The organism is Bacillus sp. B4EP4a (assembly GCF_006680105.1).
Classification (GTDB): domain Bacteria; phylum Bacillota; class Bacilli; order Bacillales; family DSM-1321; genus Peribacillus; species Peribacillus simplex_E.
In genome coordinates this window covers 39,299-54,460 of the sequence record NZ_VHIK01000040.1, presented here as the reverse complement: position 1 = coordinate 54,460, position 15,162 = coordinate 39,299, and the positions used below count along the sequence as shown (strand labels likewise).

At 38.5% G+C, this 15,162-nt stretch carries 14 protein-coding genes; all 14 read left to right on the top strand.

Annotated features, from left to right (window positions below):
• Positions 1 to 7: 7 nt before the first annotated feature.
• The 14 genes from FNK51_RS19880 (at position 8) to cls (ending at position 15,132) form a co-directional block, all read left to right on the top strand.
• Positions 8 to 223, top strand: coding sequence for a DUF3906 family protein (locus FNK51_RS19880; RefSeq protein ID WP_076369513.1), 216 nt, complete (start codon positions 8 to 10; stop codon positions 221 to 223).
• 19 nt (positions 224 to 242) lie between these two features.
• A complete protein-coding gene (gene cobA, locus FNK51_RS19875) occupies positions 243 to 1,019 on the top strand; it encodes a uroporphyrinogen-III C-methyltransferase (RefSeq protein ID WP_141994423.1) in 777 nt (258 codons plus the stop codon).
• Complete coding sequence (locus FNK51_RS19870) at positions 1,019 to 1,780, top strand: sirohydrochlorin chelatase (protein WP_141994422.1); 762 nt, start codon at positions 1,019 to 1,021, stop codon at positions 1,778 to 1,780. The genes cobA and FNK51_RS19870 overlap by 1 nt, the downstream gene beginning before the upstream one ends.
• Positions 1,761 to 2,393: an NAD(P)-binding protein gene (locus FNK51_RS19865; RefSeq protein ID WP_141994421.1), complete on the top strand. Its 633-nt coding sequence runs from the start codon at positions 1,761 to 1,763 to the stop codon at positions 2,391 to 2,393. Before FNK51_RS19870 ends, FNK51_RS19865 begins: the two co-directional genes overlap by 20 nt.
• A gap of 153 nt (positions 2,394 to 2,546) precedes the next feature.
• The gene (locus FNK51_RS19860) at positions 2,547 to 3,446 is read left to right on the top strand and encodes a sulfite exporter TauE/SafE family protein (protein ID WP_098369554.1); all 900 of its coding nucleotides are present in this window, start codon (positions 2,547 to 2,549) and stop codon (positions 3,444 to 3,446) included.
• A gap of 1,172 nt (positions 3,447 to 4,618) precedes the next feature.
• Positions 4,619 to 5,137, top strand: coding sequence for a mismatch-specific DNA-glycosylase (locus tag FNK51_RS19855; protein WP_141994420.1), 519 nt, complete (start codon positions 4,619 to 4,621; stop codon positions 5,135 to 5,137).
• 30 nt (positions 5,138 to 5,167) lie between these two features.
• The gene (locus FNK51_RS19850; RefSeq protein ID WP_141994419.1) at positions 5,168 to 5,908 is read left to right on the top strand and encodes an AzlC family ABC transporter permease; all 741 of its coding nucleotides are present in this window, start codon (positions 5,168 to 5,170) and stop codon (positions 5,906 to 5,908) included.
• Positions 5,899 to 6,225 (top strand): AzlD domain-containing protein, encoded by a 327-nt coding sequence (locus FNK51_RS19845; RefSeq protein ID WP_141994418.1) that lies wholly within the window; start codon positions 5,899 to 5,901, stop codon positions 6,223 to 6,225. The genes FNK51_RS19850 and FNK51_RS19845 overlap by 10 nt, the downstream gene beginning before the upstream one ends.
• A gap of 326 nt (positions 6,226 to 6,551) precedes the next feature.
• The gene (locus FNK51_RS19840) at positions 6,552 to 7,565 is read left to right on the top strand and encodes a glycoside hydrolase family 15 protein (RefSeq protein WP_098369559.1); all 1,014 of its coding nucleotides are present in this window, start codon (positions 6,552 to 6,554) and stop codon (positions 7,563 to 7,565) included.
• A 246-nt stretch (positions 7,566 to 7,811) separates the two neighbouring features.
• Positions 7,812 to 9,752: a 1,4-alpha-glucan branching protein GlgB gene (glgB, locus tag FNK51_RS19835; RefSeq protein WP_141994417.1), complete on the top strand. Its 1,941-nt coding sequence runs from the start codon at positions 7,812 to 7,814 to the stop codon at positions 9,750 to 9,752.
• A complete protein-coding gene (locus FNK51_RS19830; protein ID WP_098369561.1) occupies positions 9,752 to 10,918 on the top strand; it encodes a glucose-1-phosphate adenylyltransferase in 1,167 nt (388 codons plus the stop codon). Before glgB ends, FNK51_RS19830 begins: the two co-directional genes overlap by 1 nt.
• 21 nt (positions 10,919 to 10,939) lie before the next feature.
• Entirely contained in the window at positions 10,940 to 12,046 is a 1,107-nt protein-coding gene (gene glgD / locus FNK51_RS19825; RefSeq protein WP_141994416.1) for a glucose-1-phosphate adenylyltransferase subunit GlgD, read from the top strand.
• A 16-nt stretch (positions 12,047 to 12,062) separates the two neighbouring features.
• Positions 12,063 to 13,499 (top strand): glycogen synthase GlgA, encoded by a 1,437-nt coding sequence (gene glgA / locus FNK51_RS19820; protein WP_141994415.1) that lies wholly within the window; start codon positions 12,063 to 12,065, stop codon positions 13,497 to 13,499.
• A gap of 127 nt (positions 13,500 to 13,626) precedes the next feature.
• The gene (gene cls, locus FNK51_RS19815; protein WP_141994414.1) at positions 13,627 to 15,132 is read left to right on the top strand and encodes a cardiolipin synthase; all 1,506 of its coding nucleotides are present in this window, start codon (positions 13,627 to 13,629) and stop codon (positions 15,130 to 15,132) included.
• Positions 15,133 to 15,162 lie beyond the last annotated feature (30 nt).

The window sequence follows — 15,162 nt, the reverse complement described above, 5'->3', positions numbered from 1 at the left end:
GCAATCCATGAATCTATACCGTTTCGAAGTCACTATCAAGGAAAAACCAATCCATGTCATCATTGTTGCCGATTCGGATGAAAAGGCGTTTGAACTTGTTGATATCGAGCTGGAAAAACATTTTTTGAAAATGCCTGAAGTGGATGACATCTCATTATATGAAAAAAAGAAAATTAAAAATGGAGCAGGTTTCGTTTTATCGGAATTCGAAACGATTCTCTAAGGGAAGGCAGGTTGCATAAATGGGGAAAGTATATCTAGTAGGAGCCGGTCCCGGAGATCCAGATTTAATTACATTAAAAGGATTAAAATGCATTCAAGAAGCTGATGTCATTTTATATGATCGACTTGTCAATAAAGAACTTTTGAATCATGCAAAAGACGGTGTAGAGCTGATTAATTGCGGTAAACTGCCGGATTATCATTTATTGCAGCAGGATACCATCAATCGGTTCCTGGTCAAATATGCAAAAAAGGGAAAAATAGTCACCCGTTTGAAAGGCGGCGATCCATTCGTCTTTGGGAGAGGCGGGGAGGAAGCGGAAGCCCTTGCCAAAAGTGGCGTGAGCTTTGAAATCGTTCCAGGAATTACGGCTGGTATCGCCGCTACAGCTTATGCGGGAATTCCAGTTACACATAGGGACCATGCTTCATCTTTTGCAATTATTACCGGTCATCGGAAAAAGGATGAAGAGGACAATATCAAGTGGGAATCCCTTGCAAAAGGAATCGATACATTAGCCATTTACATGGGTGTTAAAAACCTGCCATATATTCAAGGAAAACTTTTGGAGCATGGAAAAAGTCCAGAGACTCCTGTAGCCCTTATTCATTGGGGGACATTAAAAACGCAAAAAACAGCTGTCAGTACTTTGGCTAATGTAGTGGAAACGGCCAATAACGAACAGATTTCGAATCCTTGTATGATAGTCGTGGGCGATGTCGTTAATTTACGAGAAAAAATCAAATGGTTTGAAGGAAAACAAACCGAAAATTTGTTGGCGAATGAGGCATTTTAATGGAAGCCATTTTATATATTTGCCATGGCAGCCGTGTTAAAGAAGCTTCAGCCCAAGCCATTGATTTTATTAAAGTTTGTATGCAAGCACAGCCAAATTCCATTCAGGAGTATTGCTTCTTGGAATTGGAAACTCCTACGATTGAAGAGGCGTACGAACGATGTGTACAAAAAGGTGCGACGAGAATCATTGCCATTCCTGTTCTATTGCTAACAGCTGTACATGCAAAACATGATATTCCAGTCATATTGAACAAAATGAAAGAACGGTACCCAGCCGTTGACTTGAAATACGGAAGGCCAATTGGTGTCAGTGATAAAATGGTTGACATTTTAGTGGAACGGTTGGAGGAAACAAATGTAAGGGTTACGGAGGATTCCTTAGTTTTATTGGTTGGAAGGGGCAGCAGTGATCCCGACGTGAAAAGGGATTTGTCTCGATTGGCCGATTTGCTAAGGAACAGGTTTCCAAAAATCCGTGTGCAAGAGTGTTATTTGACAGCTGCTACACCAAGCTTTGGAGAAGCATTGGAATTCGCAGAGGAATCTCGACCAAACTTAGTATTTATCATTCCTTACCTATTGTTTACCGGTCTCTTAATGCAGTCCATCGAAAATGGAATAAAAAAGATTCAAAAAAAGGGTAAGCAGAAATTCATACTTTGCCGATATCTAGGTTATCACCCAAAGATTGAACAAGCCATATCGGAACGAATTCATGAAGTGAGTGGGGAGGGAGCTTATGTATCCAATTACGCTTAATATTGAGAACAGAAAGTGTATCATCATCGGCGGTGGTAAAATAGGTTACTTTAAAGCGGGCCCATTATTGGAAGCTGGTGCTGAAGTGACCGTCGTAAGCCCCGAGATTTGCACAGGTTTTCAACTGTTGGAGAAAGAAGGTAAGATTCAAGTTTTACTTAAAGAAGTGGAAGAAACTGACTATAAAGATGCGTTTTTAATCATCGTTGCAACAAATTCGAGTGAAGTTAATGAACGAGTGTACGAGAATGCATCCAAAAGTCAGTTGGTGAACGTAATCAGTAATCATGAGCTGGGTAATTTTCATATACCGGCGACATTGAATAGAGGCATGCTTTCCATAAGTGTTTCTACCAATGGAGCAAGCCCAACACTCGCAAAAAAAATTCGGAATGATCTAGGTAAAGTATATGATGAATCATATGAAGAATATCTTGAATTCCTTTTTGAAGCAAGGATGATTATAAAAAATGGTTCATTTTCAAAAGAGGAAAAATCTAAGTTACTGAAAGATTCAATAGAGGATATTTATAAATATTCCCTGAAAGAAAGATATCGTTTTTTAGCTAGGCTTTTACCAGTAGAAACCGAAGAAAATATATCATTGGGCTGATCAGAAAAACTGAAGGCACCTAACCAACATGTCATTTCATTTTGGTTAGGTGCCTCTTTGTGTCTTAATGGAAATCTAAATGATTTTTAAAGGCAAACGATTCCATCGGGTGATGTTATATAGGTTCTATTTTAATGAAAAAAGGGGAATGTCATGAAAAAGTTAATCGTTTTGGCCTTTATCGGGTTTTTAGCCCAATTAATCGATGGTTCGCTTGGAATGGGGTATGGAGTGAGTTCCACGTCCTTATTGCTGACATTCGGGATCGCCCCTGCAGTAGCATCAGCATCCGTTCATTTATCGGAAGTAGTGACCACAGCAGTATCCGGAGCTTCACATATAAAGTTTGGGAACGTGGATAAAAATATGGTCTATCGCTTGATCATTCCAGGTTCAGTTGGTGCATTTGTAGGTGCATGTTTCCTGAGCAACCTGCCAGCCGAATTAGCTAAACCGTATATTGCCATATTTTTATTTGGCCTAGGTGTATACGTTTTATTCCGCTTTTTATTTATTTTTAAACCGTCGAAGGAAAATGAAATCGTAAAGCCATTGACCGCAAAACAATCCATTCCGTTAGGCCTTTTTGCAGGCTTTTGTGATGCAACAGGCGGAGGCGGTTGGGGACCGATTGCAACGCCCGTTTTATTGTCAAAAAAAGGCATGACGGCGAGAAAAGCCGTAGGGACTGTAGATACGAGTGAATTTGCCATTGCTTTCTTCGGAAGTCTTGGTTTTATCATTTCGCTCGGATGGGAAGCTGTCAATTGGCTTTGGGTCGTAGCGTTGATAATTGGTGGAGTGGTTGCCGCACCAATTGCAGCCTGGCTCGTCAGGATGCTTCCTGCTCAATTAATGGGTGTTTTAGTGGGTGGTTTCATTATCTTAATCAATGTAAGAACATTATTAGCTACATGGATTCCGGTTGAAGCCCATATATATATCTATACAGGCATCGTGATTATATGGCTTTCTGGAATTCTTCTTACCATCAATAAGATGTCCAATGCGAGAAAACATGATCATATCGAACAACGGCAGAATGTTTCCTGATTCCCGAGGCTGAAAGAAGCGAATATACACAAAAGCATATTCAGAAACGTAACTTAAAAACTCGTAGGTACATAAATACCTACGAGTAAAGTCATTTGCCAAATTGGATTCCCCCTTTAAAGTTGTTGCTGTTTTAATAAAGGTTCTTGATCCTATTTAATAGTTTCATTTATTTTCTGGCCCCATTTTTTTAACTGTCTTTATTTTCGTGAGATTTAAGCCCCCAGTCTATTCTCCTAAAAAAGAATCAATTGTATCCCCATTAATAAATTCAGCCATCGTGAGTGTTTTGAATAATTATAGAACAACAGCAGAACCATTAATTTATGGCCTGCTTTAAGTTCAAATGATTGAATTGTACTTTCATATAATATAATAAGCGGTATTATATTTTTTTACTATCGAATTTAAATCCCTGCTTTTTTGAACACCGGCATTTGGTTGATGGAGGCTTATTCACCGTCCAAAATTTCAGAGATTTCCACAAGAAATAACGGGTCTTTCGCATGCCATTGCTTACAAAGTAACCCTCCCCGTAGCACTTTCACATTCTCTAGGTTCCCCAGTGAAATGAATGAACTCTTTCTTACATGAAAATTGGATGCTAACAGCTACATGCTTTAATGTCCATTAGCTGGCTGCCGTTTCCGACGGTGATTACATGAAGATTGAGATATCTTTTAATTTTGAATCCCTGCAAGCTTTGATTAAATGCATGCAGGTTTTTGCTTTATGCCGAGTTGTCCTGGTAAGTATAGATTTTGGCATTCAGAGGATATTCATTTTTCTTAATAATTCCAGTGAGGGGGAATGGAGAGAGATCGGTTATCAATTCCATTGCATTTAAGAAATATTCTTTGATATTTTTGTATATGTTTTTTTACCGGTTCACTAACTGCAACCGCGGCATTTGTAAACTGTAAAAAACCTTTTATAAATAATTTCTGGAAGTGTGTCCCGTGAAGAGTTATGAACGGTATTTTTTAGGAGCAATAGGTTTTTTAATATTCAATTTGTCATGTTTTCACCCATATTATTTAGCTATCATCGTTCATTCTTTTCAAAACGTTTTAAGTTTTTGAATAAAAGTTGTGAAAATGACGGAAAAGGTAGTTAAATATATTTCAGTTTTGTACAATGATTAAATAGCAAATTTTAAAAGGAGTTTTAATATGGAAGGCATCTCTGATCATTTAAAAGAAGATTTGGATATTTTGTTCGTAGGTTTCAATCCAAGCATTCGTTCAGGCGAGACTGGCCATCATTATGCGAATCCAAACAATCGCTTTTGGAAAATCCTCTTCGAGTCCGGGTTGACACCAAGGAAATATGAACCAACTGAAGACTCGTCTTTATTGGATTTAGGTTATGGTTTTACCAATATCGTTTCCAGGCCTACAAAGGGTGCGGACGAAATCACTAAAGAAGATTACATAAAAGGAAGGAAGCAATTAAAAAGGAAAATAGAAAAGTATCAACCTAAACTCGTCTGTTTTGTAGGCAAGGGTGTCTATCAGGAATATCGTCAATTACGAAAAATCTCTTGGGGTCTGCAAGAAGAGCCTTCATTGAATGAGACCATTGAATTCGTTGCCCCTTCTTCCAGCGGTTTAGTTAGAATGCCGATAGAAGAGATCATCGAAATATATAGTGAGTTGCCAATTCTGCTTGGCAAGCTGAAAAGCAATTGAAGGAACTAATTAAAACAAGGGTGGAATTATATGAGTCAGGATAGTGCTGAATGGAAAAGCGATGGATTTTCCGAGGTCAATGATGGGGAAGGCTTTTGGCAAGGAGTAAGAGATTGCATTCCGACATTATTGGGATACCTAAGTATCGGTTTTGCTGCAGGGGTCGTCGAAAAAACGTCAGGATTAAGTATGATTGAAGTGGCACTTATGTCGCTTTTACTCTATGCAGGGTCTGGTCAATTCATAGCTGCGGGGATGATAGCTGCAAGTCATCCAGTATCGGCCATAATTTTCACGATTTTTTTTGTTAACAGCCGTCATCTATTACTTAGTGCTGCATTGGCTCCATATTTCAGGCAGCAAAGTTTGAAACAAAACCTGATAACCGGAGCTTTATTAACTGATGAAACGTTTGGAGTGGCCGTCACAACGGCACAGAAGAGGAAACAACTTGATTTTCAATGGATGTTAGGCCTGAATCTTGCAGCCTATTTAAATTGGTTCATTGCAAATATGGCCGGCGGTTTCTTTGGCCAATGGATTCCAAATCCCGAAAAATATGGGATGGACTTCGCCCTGCCAGCGATGTTTATCGGCCTTTTGGTTTTGCAAATATTAAGTAAAAAGGACTTTTTTATTGATCTTGCAGTCGCTTTTAGCAGCATATTAATCGTTGTTGCAGTAAGTTTCTTCTTTCCTGGCAGTACTGGCGTCATAGTGGCAACTGTTGTTGCTTCAACGATAGGGATGGTGATTGGCAGGTGGAAATAAGCGGATATATCCTTGCTGTCATTGTAGGGATTTCGATTGTAACTTTCATACCTAGAGTCGTTCCTTTGATACTGCTTAGTAAAATGGAGATTCCAAAGTGGGGCATCGATTGGCTAAAGCATGTCCCAGTGGCTGTAATGGCGGCGTTGTTGGCTCAAGAACTTCTATTATCGGAACAGGTCTTTTCAATTAAGGATAATGCTTTGAATTTGGTCGCAGCTTTACCAGCTTTCCTGGTTGCCATTTTTACGAGAAGTCTATTGGGTACGGTTATGATTGGCGTGCTTTCCTTGATGATATTACGATTTTTCTTTTAATAAATACTAAACATTTAAATGATAGGCCGATATAACCAGTAATGGATTGCCATTACTGGGTTTTTATTTTCCAAAGAACATATGTCATGACCGGTAGCTTTTTGAGTTGGTTTCGGTTAGGCAAATGACGCTTTTTAATGAACATTGGAAGCTTGATTATCAAAAAGGGCAGTGATTACATAAACTAAGGTGAATGTACTTCTGAAAAATTGTGTTGGTTAGCTGAATTGAAAGCGCTTCTAATTGAAAATGAAACAACAAACGTTTAGAAAATGAGAGTCTGTCAACAATGGGAATAAGCAAATTATTATGGAGGTGCTTAATTAATGAATGTAAATGGTGCACTAGAGGTTCTTGATCGCATGCGGCTTCCTAATGGCGCATATACTGCAAGCGTTTCCGATGATTATAATTTTGTCTGGATAAGGGATGTCGTTTATACAGTATTGCCTTTTTTAAATGATCCATCCAATCGTTACGAGAAAGCATATCATGCTTTATTCGACTTATTTCAATCCTATGAGTGGAAGATAGATATTCATACGGAACAGAAACCCCAGTTTCTATTTGAACATATCCATGCAAGGTATTCCACTGAGCTTAAAGAACTGCCCGATGAGTGGGGCCATGCCCAAAATGATGCGATAGGTGCCTTTTTATGGGGTGTTGGTGAAGGATATAGGCAGGGTAAAAAGGTGATGAGAAATCAACGTGATTTACAAATTGTTCAAAAGTTGGTCAATTACTTGGAATGCCTGCAATATTGGCAGTCGGAAGATAACGGGATGTGGGAAGAAAATATAGAAATCCACGCTTCAAGCATAGGTGCATGTGTTGCTGGTTTGAATTCAGTCAAAATGCTGGTCAACGTCAAGGAAGAACTGATTAAAAAGGGAGAAGAAACTCTTCGTTTCTTGCTTCCAAGGGAAAGTTATTCAAAAGAGACGGATTTAGCCCTTTTATCCTTAATTTATCCGTATCGGCTGGTAGACCGTGAAATAGCACTTAAAATATTGAAAAATGTCACAGAGCGCCTTGAAAGAACAAATGGTTGTATAAGGTATGAAAAGGACCTTTATTATAATGACGGTCAAGAAGCGGAATGGTGTTTCGGGCTTCCGTGGTTGGGCTTATGCTACCTTGAACTTGGAATGATGAACAAAGTTAAGGAATATATAGATAAAACGAAAATGATCATACCGGAAAACTGGGAAGTACCCGAATTATATATAGGAGGCAGTAATATTCCAAACAAGAATACTCCTTTGGCATGGTCAGTCTCATTATCCTATTTATTTTTGACGAAGACTTCCGTGAATCGAACTGAACAAATAACATGAAGCATTCATACATGATACCTTAAAGCTCTTTCCAAAAAATAGGGGGAGCTTTTATTGGTATAATGATTTTTTTACAAAAAATGTCTATTTTCTTTAAAAAAATGTTTTAATTTACAAAAAAACGGCTATTTATAACAATAACTTCACCTCCATTTGAAGGATTAATATCATTTTCATCGAATATATATAATAACTGGGGAAGGATGGGTAAAATACTATCGAGTTAATACTGATGGAGGGGTTTTATTGAGTACAATTATTGACCAGCTGCAAGAGATTTATCCAAGCGAATTTGATTTGTATTTGTTTCATGAAGGCACCCTTTATGAAAGCTATAAAATGCTTGGGGCACACATTGTAACATCATTAGGTAAAGAAGGAGTACGCTTCGCCGTTTGGGCCCCCCATGCCAAGCAAGTTTCAGTAGTCGGTAATTTTAATAATTGGGACGGAAAAGATCATGCGATGAAACGGATCGAGCGATCAGGTATCTGGGTGTTGTTCGTACCAGGACTACAAGAAGGGGAAATCTATAAATACGAAATACATACACCTGGAAATAAACGAATCCTAAAAGCCGATCCATATGCTTTTTATTCGGAAGTCAGACCAAATACAGCCTCGGTCATTAAAAGGCTGGATAATTTTGAATGGCAAGATTCGAAGTGGATAGCCGATAGGAAAAAGGAAAATATTTATCATAAACCCATGTCCATTTATGAAGTGCACCCAGGAACATGGAAACAGAAAGAAGATGGCGAATTTTATTCGTACCGTGAATTGGCTGATAGATTGATTGATTATGTGATTGATAATAGTTTTACACATATTGAAATCATGGCCATAATGGAACACCCATTTGATAAATCGTGGGGATACCAGGTCACGGGCTATTATTCTGTAACCAGTCGTTACGGCTTACCGGAAGATTTTAAATATTTAATAAACCTTTGCCACCAAAAGGGCATTGGTGTAATTCTTGACTGGGTTCCCGCCCATTTTTGTAAAGACACGCATGGACTTTCCCGTTTCGATGGTACGCCTCTCTATGAACCAATTGATCATACTAGAGCAGATCGCCCGTTATGGGGGACATACAACTTTGATTTTACCAAACCGGAAGTAATCAGTTTCCTTATATCAAATGTAATGTTTTGGATGGATGTATACCATATTGATGGGATCCGTGTCGATGCGGTATCGTCAATGGTTTACTTAAATCATGATAATCCATTGCCGGTCAAGCTGAAAAACCAGTTTGGCGGAGAGGAAAACCTGGAAGCCATACAATTTTTGCAAAAACTTAACGAAGTGGTTTTCAAGAAATATCCCAATGCACTAATGATGGCTGAAGAAGCAACAGACCGGCCACTTATAACTTCTCCTACCGATATAGGCGGCCTAGGCTTTAATTACAAATGGAATATGGGATGGACTAACGATATCCTTCGTTATATGAAACTTGAAACGGGGGAAAGGCCAAATCATCATAGTCTCTTAACTTTTTCATTTTTCTATGCTTTTTCAGAAAATTTCGTCTTGCCCTTTTCACATGATGAAGTGGTTCATGGCAAGAAGTCTTTATTGAATAAGATGCCAGGCGACTATTGGCAGAAATTCGCTAATTTACGGTTACTCTTTGGGTATTTCATGACACATCCAGGCAAGAAGCTTCTATTTATGGGCGGTGAATTTGGCCAGTTCATAGAATGGAAAGATGAGGAACAATTGGATTGGCTTCTTTTGGAATATGAATCCCACGAAAATCTGGCCTATTACTTCCGTACCCTTCAGGATTTTTATAGGCAATCATCCGCCCTTTGGAGACTGGATCATGTCCAGGAGGGATTTGAGTGGATAGATCCGAACAATAGTAAACAGAGTATCATTACCTTTATGAGAAAAGGCAAACGCAAAGGCGATTATTGCATTGTTGTCTGTAATTTTTCTGCGCAGGCTCATGCTCAATATCAAATAGGCGTACCATCCCAGGGTAAATATATAGAGGTTTTCAGCAGTGACTCAGCAGCTTTCGGAGGATCTGGTCAGATCAATGAAGAACCCATTAATGTCAAAAAGGAACCATACCATAATCAACCATTCAGCATGGAAATAACAGTACCTCCATTAGGCATTTCTATTTTTATGAAGCAAACAAAAAAAAGACGGGGGAGAGTGAACGAATAATGGGAGCGAAAAAATGGATAGCAATGTTATTGGCAGGAGGCCAGGGTTCAAGGTTAGGTGAATTGACAATCGGTTTGGCAAAACCAGCTGTTCCCTTTGGCGGTAAATATAGAATCATCGATTTTCCATTAAGTAACTGCACTCATTCTGGTATTGATACGGTTGGGGTACTGACCCAATACCAGCCATTGATTCTAAATGATTATGTTGGTAATGGCAAAGCTTGGGACCTTGATCTGGATGTTGGCGGAGTTTCCGTACTTCCCCCTTATCAAGGGAAAGAAGGCGGTGAATGGTATAAAGGGACGGCAAACGCTGTTTATCAAAATATCCAATATATTGATAACTATGATCCGGAACATGTACTGATTCTCTCCGGTGACCATATTTATAAGATGGATTACAGTAAGATGCTGGATTATCACATCGAAAAAAATGCAGAGGCAACCATAGCTGTCATTCAAGTGCCGTGGCAGGAAGCAAGTCGTTTCGGGATCATGAATACCAATGATGATGATAAAATCACTCAATTCGATGAAAAACCAAAGTATCCAAAGAGTAATCTCGCTTCAATGGGAGTTTACCTTTTCAAGTGGAAAACCCTAAGAAAGTATTTAATAAATGATGAAAAGGATGAAAATTCTTCCAATGATTTCGGCAGCAACATCATTCCAAAGATGCTTGAAGACCGAAAAAAGCTATATGCCTATCGTTTTAATGATTATTGGAAAGATGTCGGAACGGTCGAAAGCCTTTGGCAGGCACATATGGACTTATTGGAAGATACGCCAAATTTCCAGTTGGATGATCAGCAATGGAAAATTTTTGCCCGCAATGCAAATCATCCGCCGCAATATATATCACCGGATGCCGAGGTCAGTCAGTCGCTTATCAATGAAGGGTGCATGATACATGGGAAAATTGAACATTCGGTTTTATCCTATAATGTTCAGGTTGGCTATGGGTCAACCATAAAAGATTCAGTCATCATGCCTAATGTCACGATTGGTGAAAACGTTCATATAGAAAGAAGCATCATAGCCAGCAATTGTGTTATAGAAGATGGTGCCATAGTTGGCAATTCAGCGATTACATCCGATATTACCTTAATTGGTGAAAATCAGACCATTATCAATCCAAACAAAAAAAAGATCACTCACTCTTAACTAGAAAAAGGGGAAGATGCTATGGAAAATGTGTTGGGTATTATTAACTTAATCAATGAAAGACAACATTTAAAAGATCTGACTGCTCACCGAAATGTAGCATCTGTGCCATTTGGTGGACGCTACCGATTGATTGACTTTACGATGTCGAATCTCATTAATGCAGATGTATCAAAAGTAGCCGTTTTTCCAAAAGAAAAGTATCTTTCTGTTATGGATCATCTTGGCTCAGGTAAAGAATGGAACTTGGCTCGGCGTTCAGGAGGCTTATACATCTTGCCCCCTATCCATCCGGATGAAACGGTAACAGGTGATATGAAACAATTTTATGATCATCTTAAATTTTTCGAACGTGCAGAGGCAGATACTGTAATCATTTCCCCTGGAAGCCATGTATGCAAATTGGATTTTAATGAAGTGCTTGATTATCACAAAAAACAAAAAGCGGATATCACGGTCGTATATAAGGATTATGTAGGGGAATTGATTGAAAAACCAATCTATCACACTTGCTCGGTAAATACGGATGAAGACATTACTGACATTAGCTTTTATACCATCCCTAGACCAGGTGACCATGTTTGTCTAGAAACCTTCATCATAAGTAAAACGCTATTGGTGAACTTGATCAAAAGCTGTGTTGCCAGTGGGGAATATGACTTTTTGAAAGACGCTGTGAAAGCAAATCTTCATCGCTTTACAGTTAAAGGCTATAATTTTACTGGAGATATGCCATTCATCCATTCCATTGAAAGCTTTCATTCCAGTAATATGAATTTCCTGAACCCTTCGGTAATCCGTTCTTTCTTCGGGGATACTTGGGATGTTTATACAAAAATCAAACATGAGGCACCGACCAAATATTCAAGTTCTTCGAAGGTTACCAATTCATTGATAGCCAACGGTTGTGATATTGAAGGGACTGTCGAAAACAGTATACTATTCCGTGGGGTAAAGGTGAAAAAGGGTGCGATTATAAAAAATAGCATCATCATGCAAAAAGGCGTGATTGAAGAAGGAGCCATCGTTGAAAATGTCATAACTGATAAAGAAGTGAGAATTACTAGTGAAAAATCAGTTATTGGATTAAAACAGCCTACTGTAATAAAAAAAGCGGAAGTAATTTAATAGAGGAGGTGCGGCAATGAATGTTGTATTTGCTGCTTCAGAATGCGCCCCCTTTATAAAAACGGGAGGGCTCGGAGACGTTATAGGCGCGCTCCCGAAAGCGCTGAAAAAACAGGGAGTCCATGTAAGTGTCATCCTTCCTAAATATGGGGATCTTCCTAACCAAATCAAACAGGAATTGGAACATATGACGAGTATTGAAGTTCCTGTTGGTTGGCGCCAGCAATTCTGTGGCATCGAAAAACTTGTTGCTAATGGAATTACATATTATTTTCTGGATAATGAATATTATTTCAAAAGACATGGTAGTTATGGTTTCTTTGATGATGGCGAAAGGTTCGCCTTCTTTTCCCGTGCAATTTTAGAGGCTTTACCCTATTTAGAAGAAAAGCCGGATGTCATACACTGTCATGATTGGCAAACGGGCCTTGTCAGTGTTTTGCTGAAAGCTCACTATAGTAACCATCCATTCTATCAGGATATTAAAACGATATTTACTATACATAATTTACGCTATCAAGGAGTTTATCCTAAAGCTGTTTTAGCTGAATTACTCGATTTGAGTGAGTTATATTTTAATATCGATGGTCTTGAATTTCATGGAAATGTAAGTTATTTGAAAGGCGGCCTAGCTTTTTCTAACATTGTCACAACTGTAAGCCCAAGTTATGCGGACGAAATTCAAAGTCCTTATTTCGGGGAAAATCTGGATGGGTTTTTACGCAAGAGAAATGGTGACCTTAAAGGGATTATCAACGGAATCGATTATGAGGAATATAATCCGGCGGCAGATGAATATCTTGCTGTTCCATTCGATTCCTATGAGGGTAAGATGGAAAATAAGCGTCAGCTACAGGAATCGCTGGATCTTCCTGTAAATGATGGGGTCCCGGTTATATCCATGGTAACCAGGCTTGTTGATCAAAAAGGAATTGATCTTATTCTCCATGTTTTTCATGAAATGATGAAGCAAGGAGTTCAATTCATTCTTTTAGGTACGGGTGATGAGCAATATGAATCGGCATTCCGCCATTTAGCTGACCAATATCCAAATCAGGTTTCAGTCAATACATATTTTGATGAGGGTTTAGCAAGACGGATATATGCAGGTTCTGATTTATTCCTGATGCCGTCACAATTCGAACCATGTGGTATCGGCCAGCTTTTGGCGTTGCGTTATGGTACTCTGCCTTTAGTGAGGGAAACTGGCGGACTTCGGGATACGGTCATACCGTATAATCAATTTACTGGTGAAGGCAATGGCTTTAGTTTTACGAATTATAATGCACACGATATGCTTCATACAATTGAGCAATCTGTTGGTCTGTACAAATTCCAGTCGAAAAGATGGAGGAAAATGGCCGAAAGTGCAATGAAGCTAGACTTCAGTTGGACATCATCTTCCTTAAAGTATATTGAGCTGTATGAAAGTTTGATTCCTGTCATGAAGTGATAATTGGATAGGTAATACACAAAGCACTTGCGAATATTTTTTTCGTAAGTGTTTTGTTTCTTTTACCATCAAATATGGGTATATGTATAGATATATATATAATATTGCTGTGTAGGAGAATGAAAAGATGAAAAGAAGAAGAATGGAATTTGTATTTTTATTTATTTTAATTGCTTCAGTCTATATGATCCTATTCACTCAAGTTAGCTTCGACGTGAAGCTATTTTTTATTGGATTATATATTTTAGTCATGTTTATTACCATATTTTCACTCATGCTTGAAAATAGATTTGCCCACGAGACCCTTTTGTGGATGTATGTGCTTTTGTTTTTCCCGGTATTTGGATATGTATTTTATCTATTCTCAGGTCAGCTCTATTTAAAGGGGTATTTATTTCAAACTAAAAGGAAAAAAGATCGTGAAGAATGGAAGAGTCTTGTCACACAGGTATCATCTCCAGATTTATCGTTCTTGAGTAATCATCAGCAATCATTTGCAGCTTTTGCCAAAAATGCTTCTGAGACCATCATTAGTACATCATCGCAAACGGAAGTATTGAAAAATGGTAATGAAACGTTTACAGAAATCATAAAACAGTTAAAAAAAGCTGAGAAATTCATCCATATTGAATATTATATCTTTCGTTCCGACAGGCTTGGTACTGAAATTATAGATATACTTATTGAAAAAGCAAAAAATGGTGTGGAAGTTTTATTCATTTTTGATGCGGCCGGAAGTTTAAGCCTTTCAAATAATGAAGTTAAACGAATGAAAAATGCCGGGATAAAAGCATATCCATTTTCGCCACTGAAACACGGATTTTTTAATCAAAAGTTTAATTTTAGGAATCACCGTAAAATCATCATCATAGATGGGGAAGTTGGCTTTGTTGGAGGTTTAAACGTAGGAGAGGAATATTTGGGCCGAAATAAAAACATTGGCTTTTGGAGAGATACACATATGGTACTTAAAGGTGAAGCGGTATTTATGCTCCATACTGTTTTCCTTTTGGATTGGGAATATGTCAGCGGGGAAGATGTATTGCAAGATCGTCCAGAATTCAAGAATAAAGTGGAACAAGGGGATGGAGCCGTTCAGGTGGTAGCAAGCGGACCTGATACACAACAGGGAATCATGAGTGATTATTACTATTCACTTATCACAAACGCGACTGAATCAATCTGGATTGCAAGTCCATACTTCGTACCTAATCAAGCGATTAAAGCAGCCATTAAACATGCCGCAATTAAGGGGATACAAGTCAGGCTTATGGTTCCGGCAGTAAATGATGGGTTTTTAACCCAATTTGGGAGTCGCTCCTATTTCGGGGAGCTGCTACAATTCGGTGTAGAGGTATACTTGTATAAAAAGGGTTTTCTACATCAGAAACTTATTATCGTTGATGGTGATATGGCTTCCATAGGAACGGCAAATATGGATATGAGAAGTTTTCATCTGAATTTTGAAGTCAATGTCTTTCTTATGGGCAGCCGTTCCATTGAAGATCTCATCATTCATTACAAAGAGGATATGGGGGATAGTGAAAAACTAGATTCTATCGTTTATAACAAGCGTGGTTTACTGGAACGTTCAAAAGAATCATTTGCCAGATTGTTTTCGAATGTACTCTAATGGGAAAAAAAGCAGATAAATAGTATAGTT